Origin of the sequence: Gordonia sp. 852002-51296_SCH5728562-b, assembly GCF_001665475.1 — a bacterium.
Lineage (GTDB): Bacteria > Actinomycetota > Actinomycetes > Mycobacteriales > Mycobacteriaceae > Gordonia > Gordonia sputi.
The window spans coordinates 11,689-36,450 of record NZ_LZMI01000008.1 but is presented as its reverse complement, the minus strand read 5'-3'; the positions used below and the strand labels follow the sequence as shown (position 1 = coordinate 36,450).

Sequence of the window (24,762 nt, the reverse complement as noted above, 5' to 3'; positions counted from 1 at the left end):
ATGATCGGCGCTGCATGGGAACCGCTACGAGAAAGGTTGACGGTCAACCATGACCATGACTGACCCGATCGCAGACTTCTTGACACGTCTGCGTAACGCCAATTCGGCGTTCCATGACGAGGTGACCCTCCCGTCGTCGAAGCTCAAGGTGAACATCGCCGAGATCTTGAAGCGCGAGGGCTACATCACCGATTACCGCACCGAAGATGCGGAGGTCGGAAAGAACCTCGTCGTCGCCCTCAAGTACGGCCCCAGCCGTGAGCGCTCCATCGCAGGACTGCGCCGCGTGTCCAAGCCGGGTCTGCGGGTGTACGCAAAGTCCACCAACCTGCCCAAGGTCCTGGGCGGCCTCGGCGTGGCCATCATCTCCACGTCGTCCGGTCTGCTCACCGATCGCCAGGCAGCCAACCAGGGCGTGGGCGGCGAAGTCCTCGCCTACGTCTGGTAAGGGGAGGTAAGCACAATGTCGCGTATCGGTAAGAATCCGATCGAGATCCCCGCGGGCGTCACCGTCTCCATCGACGGACAGACGGTCACCGTGAAGGGACCCAAGGGCGAGCTGAGCCACGTTGTCACCAGCCCCATTCAGGTGGCGCAGGAAGACAACACCATCGTGGTGACCCGCCCCAACGACGAGCGTCGTAACCGTGCATTGCACGGTCTGAACCGCTCGCTGGTTGCCAACCTGGTCGACGGCGTCACCAAGGGCTACACCACGAAGATGGAAATCTTCGGTGTCGGCTACCGCGTCGCAGCCAAGGGTCGCGACCTCGAGTTCGCGCTCGGTTACAGCCATCCCGTGCCGATCGAGGCTCCCGAGGGCATCACTTTTGCCGTCGAGTCGCCCACCAAGTTCTCGGTGTCGGGTATCGACAAGCAGCAAGTCGGCCAGATCTCGGCGAACATCCGCCGCCTGCGTCGTCCCGACCCGTACAAGGGCAAGGGCATTCGCTACGAGGGTGAGCAGATCCGTCGCAAGGTCGGAAAGACGGGTAAGTAAGCCATGAGTGATACAGCAACCAAAACTGTCCGCAAGCCCATCGGCAAGGACGTGTCGACCCGACGTCGCACCGCGACCGGCAATCGTCACTTCCGCCTTCGCAAGAAGGTCAGCGGAACGCCGCAGCGTCCGCGTCTGGCCGTCAAGCGCAGCAGCCGTCACATCCACGTGCAGCTGATCGACGACCTCGCGGGCAACACCCTCGCAGCAGCGTCGACCATCGAGGCTGACGTGCGTGCATCCGGTGGCGACAAGTCGGCACAGGCCCGTCGCGTCGGCGAACTGATCGCCGCTCGCGCCAAGGCCGCAGGTGTCGAGGCCGTCGTCTTCGACCGTGGTGGCAAGAACTACCACGGCCGTATCGCCGCGCTCGCCGACGCCGCCCGTGAGGGAGGCCTGCAGTTCTGATGATGACCAGCAACAACAGCTTGACCAACATGACCGGAGGGAACCTCTGATGCCCGGACGTCAGCGTGACGGCGGAAACGGACCCGCCGGTAACGACAACAACAACAACCAGGGCGGCAACGACCGCCGCGGTGGCCGCGATCGTCGTAACGACCGCGGACGCGATCGTGACCAGGAGCGCAACCAGCTCGAGCGCGTCGTCACCATCAACCGTGTGTCCAAGGTGGTCAAGGGTGGACGTCGGTTCTCCTTCACCGCTCTCGTGGTCGTCGGCGACGGCCAGGGCATGGTCGGTGTCGGCTACGGCAAGGCCAAGGAAGTTCCGGCCGCGATCCAGAAGGGCGTCGAAGAGGCTCGTAAGAACTTCTTCCGCGTTCCGCTGATCGCAGGCACCGTGACCCACCCGGTTCAGGGTGAGGCTGCTGCCGGTGTCGTGATGCTGCGTCCGGCCAGCCCCGGTACCGGTGTCATCGCCGGTGGCGCGGTGCGTGCCGTGCTCGAGTGCGCGGGCGTGCACGACGTGCTCGCCAAGAGCCTCGGCTCCGACAACGCGATCAACGTGGTCCACGCGACCGTGGCCGCACTCAAGATGCTGCAGCGTCCCGAAGAGGTCGCCGCACGTCGCGGTCTGCCGATCGAAGATGTGGCGCCGGCCGGTATGCTCCGGGCGCGCGCAGGCCAGGGAGTGTAAGACATGGCACAGCTGAAGATCACCCAGGTGAAGGGCACCATCGGTGCCAAGAGCAACCAGCGTGACAGCCTGCGGACCCTTGGACTCAGGGGCATCCGCCAGACCGTCACCCGCGAGGACACCCCGATCAACCGCGGTTTGATCAACGTGGTTGCACACCTCGTGACAGTCGAAGAGGTTTAAGAGCAATGACCATCAAACTCCATCACCTTCGCCCCGCTCCGGGCGCGAAGACCGAGAAGACCCGTGTGGGTCGCGGTGAGGGGTCCAAGGGTAAGACCGCCGGTCGCGGCACCAAGGGCACCAAGGCACGCAAGAACGTGCCTGCAGCCTTCGAGGGCGGCCAGATGCCGATCCACATGCGGTTGCCGAAGCTCAAGGGCTTCACCAACCCCAACCGGGTCGAGTACCAGGTCGTCAACGTCGGCGACATCGCCAAGCTGTTCCCGCAGGGCGGCACCATCGGCGTCGACGAGCTCGTCGCTGCCGGTGCGGTTCGCAAGAACCAGCTGGTGAAGGTCCTCGGCGACGGTGAGCTGAGCGTCGCGGTCAACGTGACCGCGAACAAGTTCACGGCGTCGGCCAAGGAAAAGATCGCCGCTGCCGGTGGCAGCACCATCGAACTGTAAGAAAGTTCGTTTCTGACCACAGCGGACGGCAGCACTGTTCTGCCGTCCGCTGTGGTGCCAGCGGGCTGGTTCGTCGAACTCGGCGGTGTGCGTGCACTCGCAACGCGCGTCGAGTCGGGCGAGCCGGCCGAAAACTTCAGGTGGAGCGGTCCCGGAGAAGTGCCGGTCGTGGCAGCCGGTAGAGTTTCTGGCGTTGCCGCACAACGCAACCACCGATCAACGTCGATTGCCGAGCACGTGGGGTGGGGTCCGCCTGGGCCCCCGAACAACCCGAGCGTGGTCGTTCCTAGGAGGAGTTAGTGCTTTCCCCCCTCGTCGCGGCCATTCGGACGCCCGATCTGAGGAAGAAGATCCTCTTCGTCATCGGCATCATTGTGCTGTATCGCCTGGGCGCGACGGTCCCGTCGCCCGGCGTCGACTACAAGACCGTGCACGCCTGCATCGACCGCATCAACAGCGGTGGCGGCAATCAGGTCTACTCGCTGATCAACCTGTTCTCCGGTGGAGCGCTGCTGCAGCTCTCGGTGTTCGCGATCGGCATCATGCCCTACATCACCGCGAGCATCATCGTGCAGCTGCTCACCGTGGTCATCCCGCGGTTCGAGCAACTCCGCAAGGAGGGCCAGTCCGGTCAGGCCAAGATGACGCAGTACACCCGCTACCTCACGGTGGCGCTGGCACTGCTCCAGTCGACCGGCATCGTCGCGCTCGCCGACCGCGGCACCCTGCTCCCGCAGGAGTGCGGCAACGTTCTCACCGATCAGTCGATCTTCGGTCTGTCGATCATCGTGCTCGTCATGACCGCAGGCGCCTGCCTCGTCATGTGGTTCGGCGAGCTGATCACCGAGCGCGGCATCGGCAACGGAATGTCGCTGCTGATCTTCGCGGGCATCGCCGCTCGCATCCCCGCCGAGGGTCGCGCGATCCTCACCAGCCGTGGCGGCTTGGTCTTCGGTCTCGTGTGCCTCGCGGCGCTGATCATCATCGCGGGCGTGGTCTTCATCGAGCAGGGCCAGCGTCGAATCCCGGTGCAGTACGCCAAGCGGATGGTCGGCCGGAAGATGTACGGCGGGTCGTCGACCTATCTGCCGCTGAAGGTCAACCAGGCCGGCGTCATCCCCGTGATCTTCGCGTCGTCGCTGCTGTATCTGCCGCAGTTGATCGTGCAGCTGACCAAGAGTTCCGACGGCACCGAGTCGGGCTGGCAATCGTGGGTCTCGCAGTACCTCGCCGACCCGAGTAGCTGGGTGTACATCCTGGTCTACTTCGCCATGATCATCTTCTTCACGTACTTCTACGTCGCTGTCACCTTCAATCCCGAAGAGCGCGCCGACGACATGAAGAAGTACGGAGGGTTCATCCCGGGTATCCGTCCCGGCCAGCCGACGGCTGATTACCTGGGCTACGTACTGAGCCGCATCACGCTCCCGGGTTCGATCTATCTGGGTATCATCGCTGTACTGCCCAACCTCTTCCTCGAGATCGGTAACAGCGGGGGAGTGCAGAACCTGCCATTTGGGGGCACCGCCGTGTTGATCATGGTCGGCGTGGGTCTGGACACGGTGAAGCAGATCAACAGTCAATTGATGCAACGCAAGTACGAAGGATTCCTGAAGTGAGACTTGTTTTTCTCGGCCCCCCCGGCGCTGGTAAAGGGACTCAGGCGGAACTGCTGTCGGAAACGCTCGGCATTCCGCACATCTCCACCGGTGACCTGTTCCGCGCCAACATCTCTCAGGGCACTGCCATCGGCATCGAGGCCAAGAAATACCTCGACGCAGGCGACCTGGTGCCACCGGAGATCACCGTCGACATGGTCCGCGCACGGCTCAACGAGCCCGACGCGTCGAAGGGCTTCATCCTCGACGGCTTCCCCCGTTCGATCGAGCAGGCCGAGGCGCTCAACTCGATCCTGGCCGACCTCGACACGAAGCTCGACGCTGTCGTCTCGTTTGTCGTCGACCCCGACGTCGTCGTCGAACGGATGCTCGCGCGTGGTCGCGCCGACGACACCGAAGACGTGATCCGTAACCGCATGGCGGTGTACGACAAAGAAACCGCGCCGCTGCTCGAGTACTACGGTGACCAGGTCAAGACCGTCGACGCCGTCGGCGAGGTCGACGAAGTGCACCAGCGTGTGCTGAGCGCGCTCGGCGTCAAGGTCTCTTAGGTATCGATCTGCGATGAGGCTCCGTAAGACCAAACGTGTTCCGTTCCGCAGCCCTGGCGAGCTCGACGCCATGGCTGCGGCGGGAGCCGTTGTGGGGGAGGCGCTCGTCGCGGTTCGCGACGCAGCTAAGGCCGGGGTGAGCACCCTCGAGCTCGACGAGGTGGCCGAGTCGGTGATCCGCGGCGCGGGTGCGGTCCCGTCGTTCAAGGGTTATCACGGGTTCACCGGCTCGATCTGCAGCTCCGTCAACGACGTTGTGGTGCATGGCATCCCGTCGTCGACCGTTGTGCTCGCCGAGGGAGATCTCGTCTCGATCGACTGCGGCGCCATTCTCGACGGCTGGCATGGCGACTCCGCATGGACCTTCGGGGTCGGCGAACTCTCGCAGGCCGACCAGGACCTCTCGGACGCGACACGACTGTCGATGGAGGCGGGCATCGCGGCAATGGTCGACGGCGCGCGCCTCACCGATATCTCGCATGCCATCGAGACCGGAACCCACAAGGCGGAGAAGACCTTTGGCCGCGGCTTCGGCATCGTCGACGGTTACGGCGGGCACGGCATCGGGCGCGAAATGCACCTCGACCCGTTCCTCCCGAACGAGGGCGATCCCGGGCACGGTCCGTTGTTGGTGATCGGCTCGACGCTGGCGATTGAGCCCATGCTCACGCTCGGCACCACCGACACCACCGAGCTCCCCGACGGCTGGACCGTCGTCACCGACGACGGCTCTTGCGCGGCCCACTGGGAGCACACCGTCGCCGTCACCGCCGACGGCCCGCGCATCTTGACGCAGCGCCCGGCCTGACTCTTCCGGCTGGCCCGTTCTTCCGTCGCCCATTCTTTCCGGTTGCCCAGACGCTCGGTTTCCGCGCCTGTGGGCAACCGCAAGTAGGCCCGGGTTCGGGCGCGTTCATGTTCCATTCATGAGACGTGGTCCACGTGACACCTTCCGGACGTCGACGGGCAATCATCTCGTTCGCAATCCGTAAGATCGGGGCTGAATACTGCCCGGGTGTCGTCAGTCAACGAGCGGGTGCTTCCGTCGTCGCGCGCCCGGTCGTGGCGTAGCTACGCGCTGTTCATCGCGCTTGTAGCGCCCAATCTGGTGCTGCTCGGTGTCTTCACGTATCGCCCGCTCATCGAGAACATCCGAATGTCGTTCTACGACTGGAACATCTCGTCGCCCGGCGCCGACTTCATCGGCGTCTCGAACTACACGGAATGGTTCACGCGCGCCGACACCTGGACCATCGTCGTCAACACCGTGATCTTCACCGTTGTGGCGGTGGCGGGCAGTATGGCGCTGGGACTCGCGTTGGCGCTGTTGCTCGACCGGAAGCTGCGTGGCCGAAACCTGTTGCGATCCATTGTGTTTGCGCCGTTCGTACTCTCAGGCGCTGCGGTGGGAATCGCGTTTCAGTTCGTGTTCGATCCGAGCTTCGGCTTGATCAACGACCTGATGCACCGCCTGCACCTCGGGTCGGCACCGGACTTCTACCAGCAACCACACTGGGCGCTGTTCATGGTCACGGTGACCTATGTGTGGAAGAACCTGGGCTACGCGTTCGTGATCTACCTCGCCGCGTTGCAGGGGAAGCGAATCGACCTCGACGAGGCAGCGGCGATCGACGGGGCCAGCCGCTTCACCTACTTCCGTCGCGTCCTGCTGCCGCAGCTGCGTCCGACGACGTTCTTCCTCTCGATCACAGTGCTGCTCAACTCATTACAGGTCTTCGACATCATCAACGTGATGACCCGTGGAGGCCCGCTCGGCAACGGCACCACGACGATGGTCTACCAGGTCTACGAGGAGACGTTCCGGAATTTCCGCGCCGGCTACGGTGCGACGGTCGCAACGATCATGTTCGTCGTGCTGCTCGTTGTGACCGTCGTGCAGGTACGCGTGATGGATCGGGCACAGGCATGAGCGACGTCGTCGTGGCGGAGTCCACGACATCGGACAACGCGTCGTCGACGAGTCCCGTTGGTGTCGAGCAGCGCGCAGCGGCGTACGCACGGCGCAAACGCGTTGCGACGGTGTTCGGTTACCTCGCGATGGTCGTCGTGGTGCTGCTGGTCGCGCTTCCGCTCGTGTGGATTCTGTTGGCGTCGTTCAAGGATCGGTCGGAGATCTACGTACAGCCCGCCGTGTGGTGGCCGTCTGTGTGGCATCCGGAGAACTACCGCGAGGCGACGACGTCGGTTCCGTTCTGGGACTTCATGCGGAACTCGTTGATCGTGACGTCGATCCTGGGCGTCGTGAAGTTCGCGCTCGGCGTGCTGAGCGCGTATGGGCTTGTGTTCCTACGGTTTCCGTTCAAGAACGTGGTGTTCATCGTGATCATTGCCGCGCTGATGGTGCCGAACCAGATCACGTCGATCACGAACTATGCGTTCGTCGCACAGCTCGGACTGCGCAATACGTTCCTCGGCATCATCCTGCCGCTGGCGGGCGTCGCCTTCGGAACGTTCCTGATGCGCAACCACTTTCTGTCGATACCGCACGAGATCATCGAAGCCGCCCGTATGGACGGCGCCGGGCACTTCCGGCTGCTGACCCGTGTGGTGTTGCCTCTGTCGATCCCGACGATGGTTGCCTTTGCGCTCATCACGCTCGTCAACGAGTGGAACGAATACCTCTGGCCGTTCCTGATGGCCGACGACTACACCGTCGCCACGCTGCCCGTCGGGCTGACGCAGTTGCAGAACAACGACGGCCTGACGAACTGGGGCCCGGTGATGGCCGCGACGGTGCTCGCGATGCTGCCGATGCTCGTCGTCTTCCTGCTCCTGCAGCGCCACATGATCAAGGGCCTGACCTCCGGGGCGGTGAAGGGGTGATCTCGACAAGCTCGATCAGCGAGGTGAGCTCGATCAGCGGGGTGAGCTTGATCAGCGAGGTGAGCTCGATCAGCGCAGGTGTCGAAACCACCTGCGCGACAGGCAGAGAACGATAACCAGTGGGGAACAGGAGCACACGAATGCACGAGTTGTCTCGCCGCGGTTTTCTCGCGGCAGGTGTCACGTTGGCGGCGGGCCTGGCGGTATCGGCCTGCGCGGGATCGGGGAGTTCGGAGGGGTCCGACGGCGGGGGTGACGCAAACAACCTGACCTTCTGGTCGAACCATCCGGGCAAGTCGACGGCCGTCGAGAAGGAGTTGATCTCGCGCTTCGAGAAGGCCAACCCGGGCATCAAGGTCCAATTGGTCGACGCCGGAAAGAACTACGAAGAAGCCGCGCAGAAGCTCAACGCCGCACTCTCGGGCGGATCGTTACCGGACATCATCATCCTGTCTGACGTGTGGTGGTTCAACTTCGCGCTCATCGGTGCGATCGCTCCGCTCGACGACCTCTTCGGCCAGGCGGGTGTCAACACCTCCGACTACGTCGATTCGCTTGTGGGCGACTACAAGTGGAACAACAAGACGTGGGCGCTGCCGTACGCGAGGTCGACGCCGCTGTTCTACTACAACGCCGACGTCTGGAAGCAGGCGGGACTGCCGGCTCGCGGGCCGCAGAGTTGGCAGGAGTTCGACGAGTGGGGTCCGCGTATCCAGGGTGTCGTCGGTGGCGGTAAGCAGGCGCACGGCTGGGGCAATGCTGTTGATTACCTCGGGTGGACGTTCCAAGGTCCCACCTGGACCTTCGGTGGTGCCTACTCCGACGAGTGGAACCTGAAGTTCACCGATCCCAAGACGATCGAAGCCGCCAACTACTTGAGCGAGTCGATCAACACCAAGCGATACGCGAAGATATCCAACGACATCGCAGGCGATTTCAGCGCCGGCATCATCGCTTCGACAGTGGCGTCGACCGGCGACCTGTCGGGAATCACCAAGAATGCCAAGTTCAACTTCGGCACAGCGTTCCTGCCTGCTCCCGACGGGACGATCGGTTGCCCGACCGGTGGTGCCGGCCTGGCGATCCCGGCACGGATCTCCGACGCGCGAAAGATCAACGCGCTGAAGTTCATCAACTTCATCACCGACACCGACAACACGGCGTACTTCTCGCAGAACGTCGGGTACATGCCGGTCCGGAAGTCGGCGCTGAGCGACCCGTCGATGGTGGCCTTCCTCGACAAGAACCCCAACTTCAAGACGGCGATCGATCAGTTGCCGAAGACCAAGCCGCAGAACTACGCTCGCGTCTTTGTGCCCGGCGGCGACAAGATCATCGGTACGGGGTACGAGAAGATCGGACTGCAGAACGCCGATGTGAACGACACCATGGCCGACGTGAACAAGCAGATCCAACAGATCTACGACACCCAGATCAAGCCGAAGCTGCCGAAATGATCAGCAGCACAGGCGATATGGACAAGGCCACCATCGACGCACCCACTGTCGACTCGCCCAATATCGACTCGGCGGGAGTGTGACGTGGCGGTAGTGACCTTCGACGGAGCGACGCGTCGGTTCAGTCCCGAGGCGTCGCCGGCCGTCGACCATCTCGACCTCGAGGTGGCAGACGGAGAGTTCATGGTGCTCGTCGGGCCGTCGGGGTGTGGCAAGTCGACGACGCTGCGCATGCTCGCAGGCCTCGAGTCGGTGGAGGCGGGGTCTATCAGCATCGATGGACATGACGTTGTCGGTCTCGAACCGAAATCCCGTGACGTGGCGATGGTGTTTCAGAACTACGCGCTGTACCCCAACATGACGGTCGCGCAGAACATGGGATTCGCGCTACGCAACGCGGGAATGTCCAAGGACGGCACGGCAACCCGCGTCAGCGAGGTCGCCGCGATGCTCGAACTCGAGGATCTCCTCGAACGCAAACCGTCTAAACTGTCCGGCGGTCAGCGTCAGCGAGTGGCAATGGGACGAGCGATCGTGCGGCGCCCCAAGGTGTTCTGCATGGACGAGCCGCTGTCGAATCTCGACGCCAAACTGCGTGTGAGTACTCGCGCGCAAATCGCTGCACTCCAGCGTGAATTGGGTACGACGACGCTCTACGTCACGCACGATCAGGTCGAGGCCATGACGATGGGCGATCGTGTTGCCGTGCTGCGCAAGGGGATTCTGCAACAGGTCGGTAGTCCGCGCGAAATCTACGCGCATCCGGCAAACACGTTCGTCGCCGGGTTCATGGGTTCGCCTCAGATGTGTCTGATCGACGTCGAGATCGACGCGGGCCGTGCGCATCTCGGCGACGCCGAGATCGCCGTTCCTCGTTCGGCGCCACAGCGACTCGTCGTCGGGCTGCGGGCCGAGTCGTGGCAGGTCACCGGTCCGGGGACGCTGGGTTCGTTGACGGCGCGGATCGAACTGGTCGAGGAACTCGGGTCAGAGCAATTCGTCTACTGCTCGGCCGACGTCGCCGTTCGAGACGGACGGATCGTCGTCCGTGTCGACCACAGGCGCGAGTTCACAGTCGGCGAGTCGCTCGGTCTGATCCCGGATGCAGGCGAATTGCACTGGTTCGACGCGGAGTCCGGTGTTCGTCTTTGACGCTTCGACGGTGCGCGTGCCTCAGCGGGCCGCAAGCGACGAGATCAGTGCGTCGATGGGCACCATGCCTGAGTAGTTGCCGTTCTCGTCGCAGCACACGAGTGGATCGAACCGGCTGGGCAGCGGTCGGGTCATGGCGCGTCGCAACACTTCTCGACGACCGGCAGCGCGATTCACGCGCATGGTGCTGTGCCGCACGATATCTCGCGGACCATGGCGGGCCGCGAGACTGATCGGACGCGTGCCGGGGTCGAGAAGTGCGATCGCCGCGACCTCCGGTTCGGCGTCGAACATTGTGCGCAGCACCGAATCGTCGGAGTCGGCGGGTGCGGTACGGCCGGCTTCGATGAAGGGCGCCACGGTCTCTCTCGATTCGCACAGATCGCGCGTGCGACTCTTGAGTAGCGGATCGATTCCATTCATCGCCTCATCGGGTCTTCCCAGCAGATACCCCTGTCCCAGTGGCACTCCGAGCTGGCGCAACCGATGGAGGTCTTCGGCGGTCTCGATACCCTCGGCGATCAACCAGGCGTCGATGCGGCTGGTGAACTCGCCGAACATCTCGACGAGCGCCGACTTTGCCGGGTCACGGTGCAGGTCCGCAACCAGCGAACCGTCGAGCTTCACGAAATCGGGGTGCAGCGTCAGGATGTGATGCATGCTGGCATATCCCGCGCCGGCGTCGTCCACAGCAACAAACCCGCCGAGTTCACGCACTCGCGCGATGGCTGCAGCGACCTGGTCGTAGTCGGTGACGATGGAGTGTTCGGTCAGCTCGAAGACCATGCGGTCAAGCGGCCGGTGCTCGAGCAATCTCTGTATGCGATCGGTAAGCAACACGTCGGGGGAGATGTTCACCGACAGGAACGCCCGACGTGGCAGCGTGGCTCTCGACGACAGTACCTTCTCGAGGACGAGTGCACTGAGTTCGGCCTCTTGCCCGATGCGCGCAGCCGCCGCGAACCACTGATCGGGGCCCACCGGGCGTTGCGCCGAGAACCTGCTCAGCGCCTCGTAGCCGACGACCCGCAACTGAGGTAGATGGGCGATGGGCTGAAATACCACCTTGGGAGCCTGCGCCGAATGAATCAGCGCATCCACCTCACGCTCGAGTTCCGACTCGATCCGCGCACTCATGCGCTCCGTGCGGACCCGATCAGAGGAACTCACTGATCGACGATCACTTCACGGACGCGAGCGACGGTGTCTGGGGGCACGTCGTCGATCCCGTGATCGTCGGCGGCATGCTCGACGACAAGCTCCACAATCTCGGCCTCGGTCGTGGCTTCGAAAGTCGCGTCGCAATCCGGGATGACCGCACCGCACCAGAAGCTCTTCATGACGTCTCTTTCCGTGTAGTCGCTATCGAAGTGGTCGCAATCGAGAATTCTTCATCGGGGTTCGCGTCGTTACACGAGACGCGATCGGCGCCGCTGTAGAGAACCATCGACTCCCCTCGAACGAACCCGGCGAGGGTCAGGCCGTGCTGCTCTGCAAGGTCGACGGCCAGCGACGACGGCGCCGAGACCGCCGACAACATCGGAACGCCCGCCATGATCGCCTTCTGCACCAACTCGAAGCTCGCGCGCCCGGACACCTGAAGGATCTGGCCACGCAGGGGCAGCAGATCGTGCGCCAGGGCCCACCCGATGACCTTGTCGACGGCATTGTGGCGCCCGACGTCCTCGCGGACCACCCGCAGTTCGCCAGTGCGACCGTCGAACAGTGCTGCCGCATGCAAGCCGCCGGTCTTCGCGAAGACCTTCTGGTGTTCGCGGAGCCGACCGGGCAGATCGAGTACGGCATCGGCGTCGACGATCAGCGGGTCGTCGGAGACGTCGAAATGCGAACGCGTGATGACGGATTCGATGCTGTCCTTACCGCACACCCCACACGCGCTCGAAATCGTGAAGTCGCGCGAGAGCGACGGATCGGGCGACGCGACACCCGGCGCGAGCGCGACGTCGAGCACGTTGTACGAATTCAACCCATCGCTCCCGGCGCCGGGCAGATTAGGCCCGCTCGCGGCGCTCCCGGCGCCGGGCTGACTCGGCCCGCTCGCTGCGCTCCCGGCGCCGGCACAGTAGCGGGCCGTGGCGAGGTCCTCCGCGCGGACCAGCACACCCTCGGAGACGAGGAATCCCGACGCGAGTTCGACATCGTGTCCCGGGGTCCGCATCGTGACCGCGAGCCGTTCGCCGTTGACGCGCATCTCCAACGGCTCTTCGACGGCCAACACGTCGACGCGCGTTGTCGGCTGCGCGCCGCGACGAACGCGGGTAACGCGACGTCGTGCTGTGATTCGGCCCATGTAAACCACGGTATCGGTTGCCGTACGACTCGCCCACCCGAGGAGAGGCCGCCGCCGGGCTCTCAGACGTCGACGATGAGGGTCACCGGACCGTCGTTGACCAGCGAGACCTCCATGTGCGCGCCGAAACGGCCCGTCGCGACGGTCGCTCCGGCGGTACGCAGTTCCGCGACCACGGCGTCGACGAGCGGTTCGGCGACCGCGCCGGGTGCGGCGGCATTCCAGGAGGGGCGTCGACCCTTGGCGGTGTTGGCGTACAGGGTGAACTGGCTGATCACCAGGATCGGAGCGTCGAGGTCTGCGGCAGAACTCTCACGCCCGTCCGGACCGTCGAGGATGCGTAGCCGCCAGATCTTGTCGGCGAGTTTCGTCGCGTGCGCCGGAGTGTCGTCGTGGGTGACCCCGACGAGCGCGACGAGACCGAAGCCGCCGGGAGCGATGTCGAGTTGACCGACCGTCTCGCCGTCGACGGTCACCTTCGCCTGGGTTGCTCGTTGGATCACTGCGCGCATGCCGACCAGCATCACAGATCGGGCGCACCCGCCCGCTGGTGGGCGAGTGCGTCGGACATCAGATGAAGATCTGGTGACGACTTCGACGCGTCGGAATACCGGCGAGCGAAGATGAGGTTCGCTGTGAACATGACCGCTTCATCCAGGGCAGAGCAATCGAAGGCCGCGCAGACCAAGGCAGAACACATCGCCAAGTTCGGCACCTACGGCGCGTGGGGTTGGTTCAAGCAGTTCTCGCCCGACGAGGCCCGCGAGATCGAGAAGCTCGGCTACGGGACCATCTGGCTCGGCGGGTCGCCCAAGAATCTGCACCCTGTTCGCACGATCCTCGAGGCGACCGAGCACATCACCGTCGCCACCGGCATCGTGAACATCTGGAACTCCGTCCCGTACGTCATCGCCGGTGAATTCCACGCACTCGAGCGCGATTTTCCCGGCCGCTTCTACCTCGGTGTCGGTGCCGGGCATCCGGAGGCGACGTCGGAGTACACGACGCCGTTCAAGGCTGTCGGACGCTACCTCGACGCTCTGGACGGCAAGCAGGTTCCCCCTGATCGTCGACTGCTCGCCGCACTCGGGCCGCGCATGCTGCGGATGTCGGCCGAGCGGTCACTGGGCGCCCACCCCTACCTGACGACTCCCGAGCACACCGCCGAGGCCAGGAAGATCCTCGGACCCGACGCCCTGCTCGCCCCGGAGCACAAGGTGGTGCTGACCGAGGACGCCGACGAGGCACGTGCCGTGGGTCGTCCACCCGTAGACCAGCCCTACCTGCATCTGAGCAACTACACCAGGAACCTCAAGCGCCTCGGATACACCGATGAGGACATCGCCGACGGAGGTAGCGACGCGTTGATCGACGCACTCGTCGCACATGGCACTCCCGCGCAGGTGAAAGCCCGACTCGACGAGCACCTTGCGGCCGGTGCCAATCACGTGACGATTCAGGTGCTCGGATCGGAAACGCCCGTCGAACAACTGGCTGCGATCATCTCGGCGTAGGGTTTCGCGCGACGATCGACTTCGCGGTGGCGGCGAGGCCCGACGACACCCTCAGCGCGCGCGGATAGCGGCGCTACTGCACCGGCTCCTTGAGCACCATCGAAATCAGCCAACTGACGATCGAGACGACCAGCGCGCCGAAAATCGCAGCCCAGAAGAAGCTGTCGACCTGCAGCCCCCAGTGCGTCGTGTTGTGCGTGATCCACGAGGTGATCTCGAGCATGAACGCATTGATCACGATGTGAATCAAACCGAGGGTGAGGATGTACAGCGGTATCGAAAAGAGCTGCACGATCGGCTTGATGAAGGCGTTCACCACACCGAAGATCAGGGCGACGAGCACCACGATTCCGAACTTTTCCAAGCCCGACGCGTCGTCGGGAAACTGAAAGCTCAGGCCGGGCACGATCAGAGTGGCCACCCAGAGAGCGACGCCCGAGAGCGCCGACTGGAGCAGAAATGCACGCATGTACAAGATCTTGCCAAATTCGGACAGGGCGGCGCGCGCTGTATGACGGATCGGCGACGCGCCCCTCGCGGCGGATGCCCTTTCAGCTCAGCCGATCTGATCGCGGCGCGCGGTGACGAGGGTGCGGATGGCGTCGTCGGATGGGGGATCAGACGGTTGGAACCGAATGGTGCCCTTGTCCATGTCGAGGCCCTCGAGTTCCGGGGCCGCTGTCGAGACCGCTTCCGGGCTGAACGGATAGATGCCGATGTGCTTTTCGGCTCGCATCACCGACAGCAGTGGCTTGCCGTGGTAGGTGAGGGCGGGCATGCCGTAGCCCTTGCCCTGCTCGGCGTCGGGGACGACCTCACGGGCGGTTGTGTAGATGTGATCGATCACTGCGCGGTCGGTGTCGTCATCGAGTTCGGCCAGATAGTCGTCGATGGTGCCCACGCCTCAGCGTGGCACGTCGCCATGCCCGACCGCCCGATTACCAGGACAATTCGGGGACCTGGTCGGCCGTGACCTTGTTCAGCTCGTCGAGTTGTTTGCGCTGCTCGGCTTCCTTCGCGGCCTTGGCGTCGTCCGTACCGGTTGCGGGGACCTCATGGTCACCATACGAATCCGCCTTGTGACCATGAGGGCGTCGTGGCTTGCCGCTCGGGATGATCGAGCCCGCTCCCGCGAGCATCGGGAACTCCTCCTCGGCTTCTTTGTCGAGATCTGCTTCGACGTCGCTGGCCTTGGGGGCGGCCCGCAGCGATTTCCACAGCAGCACGAGTAGTCCCGCGATCAGCACGGCGAGCACGATGGTCGACGCCGCGAGACTCGGCAGCTGGGTGAGGCCGTAGACCGCGGCCGCGACGATCGCCGCGGCCGGCATGGTGACCACCCATGCCACCACCATCTTTCGGAACACCGCCCAGTCGACCGTGCTGTTGCGGTTGGTGGTGCCGACTCCTGCGACCGCGCCTGCGACCGTGTGGGTTGTCGATACCGGCGCGCCGAGGGCCGTCGAGCCGAAGATTGCGATCGCGGCACCCGTCTCGGCGCAGAAACCGCTGACCGGGCGTAGTCGGGTGATGCCGGTGCCCATCGTCCGGACGATGCGCCAGCCGCCTGACAGTGTTCCGAGCGCGATGAACAGGTAGCAGCCGAGGGCCACCCAATCGGGCACCGGCAGTGACGAACCGGTCTGGGTGAGGTGGCCGGTCGAGACGAGGAGGCCCGCGACGACGCCCATCGTCTTCTGGGCGTCGTTGCCGCCGTGTGCAAGCGAGATGGCTCCCGACGATGCGAGCTGGAACCATCGGAAGAGTTTCTCCGTGCGCAGGACGGGTGCGCGGAAGAGCGCTGCGCGCAGGATGAGCATGAGCGCACCGCCGAGTAACAGACCAGCGAGTGGCGAGATCACGATGAACGCCGCGGTCTTCTCGACACTCGACGCCTTGATCGCGTCGATGCCACCCTTGACCAGCGCGGCGCCGACGAGGCCGCCGATGAGGGCGTGCGACGACGACGTCGGAATGCCGAAGTGCCACGAGAGGAAGTTCCAGATGACCGCGGCGAGCAGTGCGGCGAAGACGACGGCAACGCTGTAGTACTGCGCCTTCACCGTCTCTCCGACGGTGTCCGCGACCGCGGTCCCGATCAGGAAGAAGGCGAGGAAGTTCCAGCCGGCCGCCCACACAACCGCGACCTTGGGCTTGAGGACGTGCGTCGCGACCACGGTGGCGATGGAGTTCGCCGAATCGTGGAATCCGTTCGTGAAGTCGAACAGCGCCGCAAGCGCGATGATGCCGACCACTGCAAGTGTTGTGAGGTCCACTCAATCCAGAGTGATAGCCGGTGGATGCCAGATGGGCTCTCCGGACGACTCGTGCGCAACTCTTCGGAGTGTGTTCATCCCACGGTCACCCCGTCGGGCGAAATGTCGGAGTCGCGTCGGACCGGCTTCCCGGGTTCGGGCCAGACGGCACGGGTTTGGACTGTTAGGCCAGTTCGCGTAGGATTGAACGTCGGTGCGCTTGTCGTGCCGGTATGCGCATGCCATCTACCCGGTGAGCGCGGCCGGAGACATCGCCGCCAGGCCCTCGCTCTCGGAGCGGGTGCCAACACACTAACGGATAAACACTGATTCAACCGGGCAGTGGGGTGAATCGTTCGTCCGGGCACTTGTTGCCCTGCGAGCGGATCGCGACACCGCCGAGGATCGCGGAGGACATGGCGAAGAAAGACGGGGCCATCGAGGTCGAGGGACGGGTTATCGAACCCCTGCCCAATGCGATGTTTCGCATTGAGTTGGAGAACGGTCACAAGGTTCTCGCCCACATCAGCGGCAAGATGCGGCAGCACTACATCCGCATCCTGCCCGAGGATCGGGTCGTCGTGGAACTCTCGCCGTACGACCTCGGTCGCGGGCGCATCGTTTACCGCTACAAGTAAGACTTCCCGGCCGAGACCGGTCCGGGACAACCCTCGTGTGGTGCGGCCGTTCGGTCGTGCCCGCGGGCGACAACAGGAGAGATTGACGTGAAGGTTCAGCCGAGCGTCAAGCCGATCTGTGAAAAGTGCAAAGTGATCCGCCGTAACGGCCGGGTCATGGTGATCTGCGAGAACCTGCGCCACAAGCAGCGTCAGGGCTGATCACTCCCACGGTCGTACGACCGTGGAGCACCCCACCAGATCGCTTGGTGAAACACACAACTGAATACACACACCAGAGCTGAGCAGAACTTGTGAAGCCCTCCCAGCACCAGCGGCGACAGACGCGTCACCGCCTACCTCCGGACTGTGTCACGCGGACCACCGCGCGACACCGCGAAGCGAGTGCAACTCGCTTCGTGCAGAGGCCGGAGCCCCTCGCAGAGTAGGGGACGGACCGGGAGAAGACCTCTGAAAAGTAAAGGAAATCCGCCACATGGCACGTGTTGCTGGTGTCGATCTTCCCCGCGAGAAGCGGCTCGAGATCGCACTGACCTACATCTACGGAGTTGGGCGTACCACCTCCAAGGAGATCCTTGCGGGCACCGGGCTGAGCCCCGACCTGCGCGCCAAGGACCTCACCGACGCAGACGTCACAAAGCTGCGTGAGTACATCGAAGGCTCGGTGAAGGTCGAGGGTGACCTGCGCCGCGAGGTGCAGGCCGATATCCGTCGCAAGATCGAGATCGGCTGCTACCAGGGTCTGCGCCACCGTCGTGGCCTGCCCGTCCGTGGACAGCGCACCAAGACCAATGCCCGTACTCGTAAGGGCCCGAAGAAGACCATCGCCGGGAAGAAGAAGTAATGCCTCCGAAGTCACGTAGCGCAGGCCCCAAGAAGGGCGCACGCCGTCGCGATAAAAAGAACGTCCCGCACGGCAACGCACACATCAAGTCGACGTTCAACAACACCATCGTGTCGATCACCGACCCCAACGGCAATGTCATCAGCTGGGCATCGTCGGGTCACGTCGGCTTCAAGGGCTCGCGCAAGAGCACCCCGTTCGCGGCTCAGCTCGCGGCCGAGAACGCTGCGCGCAAGGCCCAGGAGCACGGCGTCAAGAAGGTCGACGTGTTCGTCAAGGGACCGGGTTCGGGTCGCGAGACCGCCATCCGGTCGCTGCAGGCAGCCGGCCTCGAAGTCGGCACCATTTCCGATGTCACCCCGCAGCCGCACAACGGTTGCCGTCCGCCCAAGCGGCGTCGGGTCTAGCGGGAAAGGGAGGAAGAGAAAACATGGCTCGTTATACCGGCCCCGCAACAAAGAAGTCCCGTCGTCTGCGTGTCGACCTCATCGGAGGCGACCAGGCGTTCGAGCGTCGCCCCTACCCGCCCGGCCAGCACGGCCGCTCGCGGATCAAGGAGAGCGAATACCTGCAGCAGCTGCAGGAGAAGCAGAAGGCACGCTTCACCTACGGAGTGATGGAGAAGCAGTTCCGTCGCTACTACGAGGAGGCCAATCGTCGTAACGGCAAGACCGGCGACGAGCTGCTGCGCATCCTCGAGACCCGTCTCGACAACGTTGTCTACCGCGCAGGTTTGGCACGTACCCGTCGTCAGGCACGTCAGCTGGTCACCCACGGTCACTTCACCGTCAACGGTGTGCGCGTGGATGTCCCCAGCTACCGCGTCAGCCAGTACGACATCATCGACGTCCGCCCGAAGTCGCTGCAGACCACTCCGTTCCAGATCGCCAAGGAGCTCGTCGGCGATCGTCCGGTTCCGGGCTGGCTGCAGGTGGTTCCTTCGACGCTGCGCATCCTCGTGCACAACGTGCCCGAGCGCGCTCAGATCGAGGTTCCGCTCACCGAGCAGCTCATCGTCGAGTTCTACAGCAAGTAAAACCAAGCAACACAAGCTGTTTCGGTCCACTTCTAGGCCGTCAAATAGCGGTCGGCCACAAGGAGAAATCAAGAAATGCTCATCTCACAGCGACCAACCCTCACCGAGGAGATCATCGCCGACGACCGGTCGAAGTTCGTCATCGAACCGCTCGAGCCGGGCTTTGGCTACACCCTCGGTAACTCGCTGCGTCGTACCCTGCTCAGCTCGATTCCGGGTGCTGCGATCACCAGCATCCGCATCGACGGAGTTCTGCACGAGTTCACCACCGTCCCCGGCGTGAAGGAAGATGTCACCGACATCATCCTGAACCTCAAGGGCCTCGTGGTGAGCTCCGAAGAGGACGAGCCGGTCACCATGTATGTGCGTAAGCAGGGTCCGGGCACCGTCACCGGTGCTGACATCGTGCCGCCCGCAGGCGTCACCGTGCACAACCCGGATCTGCACATCGCCACCCTGAACGACAAGGGCAAGCTCGAGATCGAGCTCGTCGTCGAGCGGGGCCGTGGATACGTGCCTGCCGTGCAGAACAAGGCGTCGGGAGCCGAGATCGGCCGTATTCCGGTCGACTCGATCTACTCGCCGGTGCTGAAGGTCACCTACAAGGTGGAGGCCACCCGCGTCGAGCAGCGCACCGACTTCGACCGTTTGGTGCTCGACGTCGAGACCAAGAACTCGATCAGCGCTCGTGACGCCCTGGCGTCCGCGGGTAAGACCCTGGTCGAGCTGTTTGGTCTGGCTCGGGAGCTCAACGTCGAGGCTGAGGGAATCGAGATCGGGCCGTCGCCTGCGGAGGCTGACCACATCGCGTCGTTCAGCCTGCCGATCGAGGATCTGGATCTGACCGTCCGTTCGTACAACTGCCTCAAGCGCGAAGGTGTTCACACCGTCGGCGAGCTGGTTGCACGTACCGAGTCGGATCTGCTCGACATCCGCAACTTCGGTCAGAAGTCGATCGACGAGGTGAAGGTCAAGCTGCACACCCTGGGTCTGTCGCTCAAGGACAGCCCGGCCAGCTTCGATCCGTCGCAGGTCGCCGGTTACGACCCGGCAACCGGAACGTGGTCGGACGACGCGTCTTTCGACGCTGACTCCGGTGAGGATTTCGCGGAGACCGAGCAGCTCTAGTCGCTGCGACTGCCAAACCTGACTCGTCGAGCGATCGTCGGGTCCTCCTAGGAGAAGACAATGCCCAAGCCCACCAAGGGTGCCCGCCTCGGCGGGTCGGCCAGCCACCAGAAGGCGATGTTGGCGAATCTCGCCACCTCGCTCTTCGAGCACGGCCGCATCACCACCACCGAAGCAAAGGCCAAGCGCCTGCGCCCGTACGCGGAAAAGATCATCACCCACGCCAAGGCCGGCAAGCTGGCCAACCGTCGTGAGGTCATGAAGGACATCCGCGACAAGGACGTCGTCCACACGCTGTTCGCCGAGATCGGCCCGTTCTTCGCGGACCGTCCGGGCGGCTACACACGCATCATCAAGACGATCAACCGCAAGGGCGACAACGCCCCCATGGCTGTGATCGAGCTGGTGCGTGAGAACACCGCGTCGACCGAGGCCACCCGCGCCACCCGTGTCGCTGCGTCGAAGAAGGCTGCTGACGAGAAGGCCGCTGCTCCGGCAGCCGAGGCCGACAACGTCGTCGAGGCCGTCGCCGACGAGGCAACCCCGGCACAGGTCGAGAACGCCGAGGCCGTGGCCGAGGCTGTCGACGATGAGTCGACGGCTGCCACCGCACCGGAGGCCGAAGCTGCTGACGCCGACGTCGACGGCGACAAGGCCGACGACAAGTAGGTCGGACGGCTGAACACGCCAGACATGAGCGGACCCGCCACCACACCAGGTGGCGGGTCCGTTCGTCTGCGTTTCGACATCGGCTACGACGGAACCGATTTCGCGGGCTGGGCGCGACAGATCAGTCAGCGCACGGTATGTGAGGTCGTCGAGACGGCGTTGTCGACGGTGCTGCGGGTACCGGTCCGGCTGACCGTCGCCGGACGGACGGACGCGGGCGTCCACGCCACCGGTCAGGTCGCGCACGCCGACATTCCCGTGTCGGCACTCGACACGCGCTCAATAGACGGCGACCCCGGGCGCCTCGTCGGACGACTCGCCAAGATGCTTCCCGACGATGTGCGCGTGAAGCAGGCCGCGTCGGTCAGTGACCACTTCGACGCACGGTTCTCGGCGTTGCGGCGTCACTACCGGTACCGACTGTCCGACGCGGCATTCGGTGCCGAACCGGTCCTCGCGCGCACCACCGCCGCATGGCGACGGCCGCTCGACGTGGAAGCGATGAACGCGGCGTCGTCGGCGTTGGTGGGGCTCAACGACTTTGCCGCCTTTTGTCGACGCCGCGAAGGTGCTACGACGATCCGCGATCTGCAACGGTTCTCGTGGTCACGTGACGCCGACGGCGTGCTGATCGGCGAGGTCAGCGCCGATGCGTTCTGCTGGTCGATGGTGCGCTCGCTCGTCGGTGCGGTGGCGTCGGTGGGGGATGGTCGGCGCGATGTCGACTGGTGCCGAGCGCTTCTCGGCGAGCGTGAACGCAGCGCGAAGGTGCCCGTCGCCGAGGCGCGGGGACTGTGTCTCGTCGGCGTCGACTATCCGGAGGCCGACGAGCTGGCGGCGCGCAATGCGATCACCCGCGACGTCCGGGTCGCGACAACCGAAGGCGCACAAGGATGTTGCGGCGACTAGTGATGACAACGGCGGTATGCGTCGATGGGTGAGCGCCGTCCCGAGACGGTCGACAAGGCAATCGCCCGACTGCAGAGGGCTGCCGCCGCAGAGAAGATCGAGTGTGCCCGGTTGTCAGAGAACGAGGTGGCGTTGCGGGCAGACGGGGTGTCGAGCCTTGTGACGTTCGAGCCGGATGCCCACGCGTTTCGTCGCGAGGGACTCGGTGGACTGCGCCGCCGATCGACTGGTGCCGGCGACCGATTTCCGGGCGCCGGCAGGTTTCCGTTGAGCGACAGCGATTCCGGGGTGGGCTTCGGAATGAGGAGGTCGACGATCCTTGCCGGACGCGGATTGGAGTTGTCGACCGCGCTGGTGAGAGAGGCTGCTACCGGAAAATGGGAGCCGCAGCCCACGAACCGTGTGGGCTTTCTTGTCTACGACGAGTTGGTGTTGCATGGCTGGCACCAGCGGTGCAGCAGGCAGACACTCGCACTGATTGCGTGTGTGGCTCTTGTGCTCATCGTGGTGATCGCCGTGCTTGCCGTGGCGCTTCTCGTCTGAGTCCGAGCTGCTTGCTGCTTGTCTGGTTGTCTGGCCGTCTGGGCCGTTACGCCGAATATGCGAGTGTCTGCGCGTAGTTGACGCGCGCCCCGAGGTCGGCGACGGCCGCCCGTGAGGTCACCGGGATCGCGGTGGTGTGGGCGACTGGTCCAGCAGACACGGTGATCTGCACGAACCCGATGGTGCGCTCCTCCTTCACCAGAAGAAACAGCAGGCCGAGTCCGCAGAACAGTACGGCCGTCACGATTCCCACGATGAGGGCCCACTGCGGGATCTCGTTGGTGGTGCGTGACATATCGATGAAGCTCCACCGCGACCCGGCCAGTGGTGCGTTGCCCGCGGGTGTGATGACTTGGCTGCGCGTGCAGTGGATGTCGCCGATCGAGACGAGGATGGGATCGCTCGGCGGCGGTGCCGCAGCATAGCTTCCCGGGGCAGGCGTCGGCGGCAACTCGACGTCGCTCCAGGCAGGGCCGGGTGAGTCGGGCCCGCGAGGTTTCGACGGATCGGGGTTCGGCGCGTCCGGATAGCTCACTGTGTCACCGTCCTCAAGGGGGTCACCGTCGTCACTGGGTCGCGGTCCTCACTGGCTGCCATTGCACAGCAACGGCAGCGTCGTCAGGGCGTCAAGATCGGAGTTTGTAGCCGTTCGAGTCGCGGACGCTGCCGGTGAACATCATGATGGCGTCGACGAGGACCCAGATCCCGACCGCGGGCAGGATGAAGAAGCCGATGAACAGGAACGTCGTGATCCACCCGACCATCGTCAGCACGAGCTGTGCGACGCCGATGCCGGTATATCCGAGGTAGAACCGTCCCGCGCCGAAACCGCCGAGGAACAGTTGGAGCAGGCCCGCCGTGACCTTGGACTTGTTCGAGAGGGGCTCACCGGTGAAGGGGTCGCGCCCGTACGGGGCCATCGCATCCGCGGCGCCGGGGTATCCGGCTTGCATCCCGTATCCGGGGGCCGCATATCCCTGAGCGCCGTACCCCTGGGCGCCATATCCCTGAGCCCCGTAGGTCGGTGAACCGGGGGTTCCGTTCTCGTACGGGAGCGGCAGGAACTGGTCGCCGGAGGCGGCGGGGCCGAACGGTGATGGAGCGCCGTAGGGCGAAGAACCGTAGGGCTGCTCGTTGCCGCGGGCATCCGGGTTCGAATTGTCGGGATAGCTCATGGCGCCAATACTCGCATGGACCTCCGACAGGTGTCGCCACCCGGGTCAACGAATGGGCGTATGTCGTTCGGTCGGCTGACCTCAGGTTGCGCTGCGCTCGTCGTCGATGGCGTCGAACACTGCCTCGACGGTCTGCTCGTCGCCAACGATGTCGGAGCTCTTGCGGCCCTCGGTCATCAGCCTGCGCCAGACCTGGGAGTCGAACTCCATGGGTTCGTTGCGTTCGAGGAACTCCATGACGACCTGCACGAAGCGTTCCGGGTCGTCGTGGAAGGGGAAGTGGCCCGAGCCGTGGAACGTCGACATCTCGCTGTGGCCGATCGCCGAATTCGCGAGCAGGGCGTGTTCGTAGGGGATGACGGTGTCGTCGTCGCCCCAGACAATCAAAACGGGCAGGTACTCGGTCAAATAACATCGGTCGAGCATCGTGATCGATTGCCCTCGCCAGTCGACCACTGCCCGCAGGGTGCGGAGAAATGCCGCCGATGCGGTGGGTGCCGCGAGATCGCCGAGGACTCGAAGCAGATCCTCGTGGTCGTTGAGCATGCGCTTAGGTGACAGATCATGCGGGAGGTCGGGGATTCCCGGAGGCGTCGGCGTTGCGGCGATCACGCTGACACCTAAACGGAGTGCAGGCAGCACTCCCGGAACCCGTAGAGCTGTGAGTGCGCTGTTGACCAGTGGCAACGTCACCAGCCTCAGGGCGGGGTTGACCTCCCGGCTGACACCGCCCGCGGCGACAAGGACGAGTCGCTCGACAAACCGGGGGAACTGGTAGCAGAACTGCATTGCGACGCCGCCGCCCAGCGAGTGCCCGACGACGGTGACCTTGCTGATGCCGAGCACCACGAGCAGGTCGCGCATGCCGTTTGCGAACGCCGGGACGGAGTAGTCGGCGCGCGGCTTGTCCGATCGTCCATGCCCCAGTAGGTCGGGTGCGATGACCGTGTAGTGCTGGGCGAGCATGGGGATGACTTCGTTCCAGGTGGACGAGTTATCGCCGATGCCGTGGATGAGAAGCAGTGCCGGTCCGCTCCCCGCGATCCGATATGCCCGTCGGTAGCCGTGGATGACCTTGTATTCGATGCGCATTTCAGTGTCGGAGACCGGGCGTAGATTGGCAGACGACGAGCCACCGGAACGTTTGATTCCGCCGACTCGGGTCGGGGCTTCTGACACGACTAACTCCTCGCGTGATCACAACGGCGTGATGTCTGGGCTGGCGGCGTGTGACCCCAACTCCTCGCGTGATCACAACGGCGTGATGTCTCGGCTGGCGGCATGTGACCACAACGCCTTACCTCCGAGTAAACACCTGATAGGCGTTGTCTGCCCACCATGTTGCAGCGAGTTAACGTGAGCGCAAACGAGTGGGTTCGACCACATCGC

33 protein-coding genes are annotated in these 24,762 nt (G+C 64.2%); 23 read left to right on the top strand and 10 right to left on the bottom strand.

The genetic code is table 11. The annotated features are described in order from the left end of the window. The first annotated feature begins 49 nt into the window (after positions 1 to 49). The 13 genes from rpsH (at position 50) to A5766_RS01285 (ending at position 10,351) form a co-directional block, all read left to right on the top strand. Complete coding sequence (gene rpsH, locus A5766_RS01345) at positions 50 to 448, top strand: 30S ribosomal protein S8 (RefSeq protein WP_005208388.1); 399 nt, start codon at positions 50 to 52, stop codon at positions 446 to 448. A gap of 15 nt (positions 449 to 463) precedes the next feature. After that, positions 464 to 1,000, top strand: coding sequence for a 50S ribosomal protein L6 (rplF, locus tag A5766_RS01340; RefSeq protein WP_005208387.1), 537 nt, complete (start codon positions 464 to 466; stop codon positions 998 to 1,000). A 3-nt stretch (positions 1,001 to 1,003) separates the two neighbouring features. Then, positions 1,004 to 1,408 carry a 50S ribosomal protein L18 gene (gene rplR, locus A5766_RS01335; RefSeq protein ID WP_005208386.1) on the top strand — a complete coding sequence of 135 codons (405 nt, stop codon included), beginning with the start codon at positions 1,004 to 1,006 and terminating at the stop codon, positions 1,406 to 1,408. A 49-nt stretch (positions 1,409 to 1,457) separates the two neighbouring features. After that, positions 1,458 to 2,099 carry a 30S ribosomal protein S5 gene (gene rpsE, locus A5766_RS01330; protein WP_005170418.1) on the top strand — a complete coding sequence of 214 codons (642 nt, stop codon included), beginning with the start codon at positions 1,458 to 1,460 and terminating at the stop codon, positions 2,097 to 2,099. Positions 2,100 to 2,102: 3 nt separating this feature from the next. Then, entirely contained in the window at positions 2,103 to 2,282 is a 180-nt protein-coding gene (gene rpmD / locus A5766_RS01325) for a 50S ribosomal protein L30 (protein ID WP_005208385.1), read from the top strand. Between the two features lie 5 nt (positions 2,283 to 2,287). After that, positions 2,288 to 2,728, top strand: coding sequence for a 50S ribosomal protein L15 (rplO, locus tag A5766_RS01320; RefSeq protein ID WP_005208384.1), 441 nt, complete (start codon positions 2,288 to 2,290; stop codon positions 2,726 to 2,728). A gap of 299 nt (positions 2,729 to 3,027) precedes the next feature. Then, positions 3,028 to 4,347 carry a preprotein translocase subunit SecY gene (secY, locus tag A5766_RS01315; protein WP_005208383.1) on the top strand — a complete coding sequence of 440 codons (1,320 nt, stop codon included), beginning with the start codon at positions 3,028 to 3,030 and terminating at the stop codon, positions 4,345 to 4,347. Beyond that, positions 4,344 to 4,898, top strand: a complete 555-nt coding sequence (locus tag A5766_RS01310) for an adenylate kinase (RefSeq protein ID WP_005208382.1) — start codon at positions 4,344 to 4,346, stop codon at positions 4,896 to 4,898. The genes secY and A5766_RS01310 overlap by 4 nt, the downstream gene beginning before the upstream one ends. Positions 4,899 to 4,911: 13 nt before the next feature. After that, on the top strand, positions 4,912 to 5,706 hold the full coding sequence (gene map / locus A5766_RS01305) for a type I methionyl aminopeptidase (RefSeq protein ID WP_005208381.1): 795 nt from the start codon (positions 4,912 to 4,914) through the stop codon (positions 5,704 to 5,706). A 207-nt stretch (positions 5,707 to 5,913) separates the two neighbouring features. Then, positions 5,914 to 6,828, top strand: a complete 915-nt coding sequence (locus A5766_RS01300; protein ID WP_005208380.1) for a carbohydrate ABC transporter permease — start codon at positions 5,914 to 5,916, stop codon at positions 6,826 to 6,828. 128 nt (positions 6,829 to 6,956) lie between these two features. Next, positions 6,957 to 7,742, top strand: coding sequence for a carbohydrate ABC transporter permease (locus A5766_RS01295; protein WP_231894511.1), 786 nt, complete (start codon positions 6,957 to 6,959; stop codon positions 7,740 to 7,742). 140 nt (positions 7,743 to 7,882) lie between these two features. After that, complete coding sequence (locus A5766_RS01290) at positions 7,883 to 9,199, top strand: ABC transporter substrate-binding protein (protein WP_064903111.1); 1,317 nt, start codon at positions 7,883 to 7,885, stop codon at positions 9,197 to 9,199. An 84-nt stretch (positions 9,200 to 9,283) separates the two neighbouring features. Then, positions 9,284 to 10,351 (top strand): ABC transporter ATP-binding protein, encoded by a 1,068-nt coding sequence (locus A5766_RS01285; RefSeq protein WP_005207969.1) that lies wholly within the window; start codon positions 9,284 to 9,286, stop codon positions 10,349 to 10,351. Between the two features lie 21 nt (positions 10,352 to 10,372). On the opposite strand, the gene A5766_RS01280 is transcribed toward A5766_RS01285, so the two are convergent. The 4 genes from A5766_RS01280 to dtd all read right to left on the bottom strand — a co-directional run bounded on the left by A5766_RS01280 (position 10,373) and on the right by dtd (position 13,174). Continuing rightward, positions 10,373 to 11,521: an EAL domain-containing protein gene (locus A5766_RS01280; protein WP_005207970.1), complete on the bottom strand. Its 1,149-nt coding sequence runs from the start codon at positions 11,519 to 11,521 to the stop codon at positions 10,373 to 10,375. Continuing rightward, the gene (locus A5766_RS01275; protein WP_005207971.1) at positions 11,518 to 11,691 is read right to left on the bottom strand and encodes a DUF1059 domain-containing protein; all 174 of its coding nucleotides are present in this window, start codon (positions 11,689 to 11,691) and stop codon (positions 11,518 to 11,520) included. Before A5766_RS01275 ends, A5766_RS01280 begins: the two co-directional genes overlap by 4 nt. Continuing rightward, on the bottom strand, positions 11,688 to 12,662 hold the full coding sequence (fdhD, locus tag A5766_RS01270) for a formate dehydrogenase accessory sulfurtransferase FdhD (RefSeq protein WP_039856653.1): 975 nt from the start codon (positions 12,660 to 12,662) through the stop codon (positions 11,688 to 11,690). Before fdhD ends, A5766_RS01275 begins: the two co-directional genes overlap by 4 nt. 62 nt (positions 12,663 to 12,724) lie before the next feature. Continuing rightward, a complete protein-coding gene (gene dtd, locus A5766_RS01265; RefSeq protein ID WP_039856660.1) occupies positions 12,725 to 13,174 on the bottom strand; it encodes a D-aminoacyl-tRNA deacylase in 450 nt (149 codons plus the stop codon). A 129-nt stretch (positions 13,175 to 13,303) separates the two neighbouring features. Here dtd and A5766_RS01260 point away from each other — a divergent pair, with 129 nt between their 5' ends. Further along, entirely contained in the window at positions 13,304 to 14,176 is an 873-nt protein-coding gene (locus A5766_RS01260; RefSeq protein ID WP_051994042.1) for an LLM class F420-dependent oxidoreductase, read from the top strand. A 73-nt stretch (positions 14,177 to 14,249) separates the two neighbouring features. Here A5766_RS01260 and A5766_RS01255 read toward each other — a convergent pair whose 3' ends face one another. From A5766_RS01255 to A5766_RS01245, 3 genes are all read right to left on the bottom strand, one after another. Beyond that, positions 14,250 to 14,645 carry a phage holin family protein gene (locus A5766_RS01255; protein ID WP_005207975.1) on the bottom strand — a complete coding sequence of 132 codons (396 nt, stop codon included), beginning with the start codon at positions 14,643 to 14,645 and terminating at the stop codon, positions 14,250 to 14,252. 87 nt (positions 14,646 to 14,732) lie between these two features. Further along, positions 14,733 to 15,077, bottom strand: a complete 345-nt coding sequence (locus A5766_RS01250; protein ID WP_005207976.1) for an iron chaperone — start codon at positions 15,075 to 15,077, stop codon at positions 14,733 to 14,735. Between the two features lie 37 nt (positions 15,078 to 15,114). Continuing rightward, entirely contained in the window at positions 15,115 to 16,452 is a 1,338-nt protein-coding gene (locus A5766_RS01245; RefSeq protein ID WP_064903109.1) for an inorganic phosphate transporter, read from the bottom strand. Positions 16,453 to 16,847: 395 nt separating this feature from the next. Here A5766_RS01245 and infA point away from each other — a divergent pair, with 395 nt between their 5' ends. From infA to A5766_RS01205, 9 genes are all read left to right on the top strand, one after another. Beyond that, positions 16,848 to 17,069, top strand: coding sequence for a translation initiation factor IF-1 (gene infA, locus A5766_RS01240; protein WP_005170487.1), 222 nt, complete (start codon positions 16,848 to 16,850; stop codon positions 17,067 to 17,069). 87 nt (positions 17,070 to 17,156) lie between these two features. Further along, positions 17,157 to 17,270, top strand: coding sequence for a 50S ribosomal protein L36 (gene rpmJ, locus A5766_RS23660; RefSeq protein ID WP_005207978.1), 114 nt, complete (start codon positions 17,157 to 17,159; stop codon positions 17,268 to 17,270). A gap of 274 nt (positions 17,271 to 17,544) precedes the next feature. Next, complete coding sequence (gene rpsM / locus A5766_RS01235; protein ID WP_005207979.1) at positions 17,545 to 17,913, top strand: 30S ribosomal protein S13; 369 nt, start codon at positions 17,545 to 17,547, stop codon at positions 17,911 to 17,913. Beyond that, entirely contained in the window at positions 17,913 to 18,320 is a 408-nt protein-coding gene (gene rpsK / locus A5766_RS01230; RefSeq protein WP_005207980.1) for a 30S ribosomal protein S11, read from the top strand. The genes rpsM and rpsK overlap by 1 nt, the downstream gene beginning before the upstream one ends. A 23-nt stretch (positions 18,321 to 18,343) precedes the next feature. Further along, positions 18,344 to 18,949, top strand: a complete 606-nt coding sequence (gene rpsD / locus A5766_RS01225; RefSeq protein WP_005207981.1) for a 30S ribosomal protein S4 — start codon at positions 18,344 to 18,346, stop codon at positions 18,947 to 18,949. A gap of 75 nt (positions 18,950 to 19,024) precedes the next feature. Continuing rightward, positions 19,025 to 20,077, top strand: a complete 1,053-nt coding sequence (locus tag A5766_RS01220) for a DNA-directed RNA polymerase subunit alpha (protein ID WP_005207982.1) — start codon at positions 19,025 to 19,027, stop codon at positions 20,075 to 20,077. Positions 20,078 to 20,137: 60 nt separating this feature from the next. Then, positions 20,138 to 20,746, top strand: coding sequence for a 50S ribosomal protein L17 (gene rplQ, locus A5766_RS01215; protein ID WP_005207983.1), 609 nt, complete (start codon positions 20,138 to 20,140; stop codon positions 20,744 to 20,746). A 24-nt stretch (positions 20,747 to 20,770) separates the two neighbouring features. Next, on the top strand, positions 20,771 to 21,655 hold the full coding sequence (truA, locus tag A5766_RS01210) for a tRNA pseudouridine(38-40) synthase TruA (RefSeq protein ID WP_064903107.1): 885 nt from the start codon (positions 20,771 to 20,773) through the stop codon (positions 21,653 to 21,655). A 24-nt stretch (positions 21,656 to 21,679) separates the two neighbouring features. Beyond that, entirely contained in the window at positions 21,680 to 22,198 is a 519-nt protein-coding gene (locus tag A5766_RS01205) for a hypothetical protein (protein ID WP_064903105.1), read from the top strand. Positions 22,199 to 22,244: 46 nt separating this feature from the next. On the opposite strand, the gene A5766_RS01200 is transcribed toward A5766_RS01205, so the two are convergent. From A5766_RS01200 to A5766_RS01190, 3 genes are all read right to left on the bottom strand, one after another. After that, the gene (locus tag A5766_RS01200) at positions 22,245 to 22,733 is read right to left on the bottom strand and encodes a hypothetical protein (protein ID WP_064864721.1); all 489 of its coding nucleotides are present in this window, start codon (positions 22,731 to 22,733) and stop codon (positions 22,245 to 22,247) included. A gap of 91 nt (positions 22,734 to 22,824) precedes the next feature. Then, a complete protein-coding gene (locus A5766_RS01195) occupies positions 22,825 to 23,373 on the bottom strand; it encodes a TM2 domain-containing protein (protein WP_064864719.1) in 549 nt (182 codons plus the stop codon). Positions 23,374 to 23,454: 81 nt separating this feature from the next. Beyond that, on the bottom strand, positions 23,455 to 24,465 hold the full coding sequence (locus A5766_RS01190) for an alpha/beta fold hydrolase (RefSeq protein WP_210734281.1): 1,011 nt from the start codon (positions 24,463 to 24,465) through the stop codon (positions 23,455 to 23,457). Positions 24,466 to 24,762: the final 297 nt, after the last annotated feature.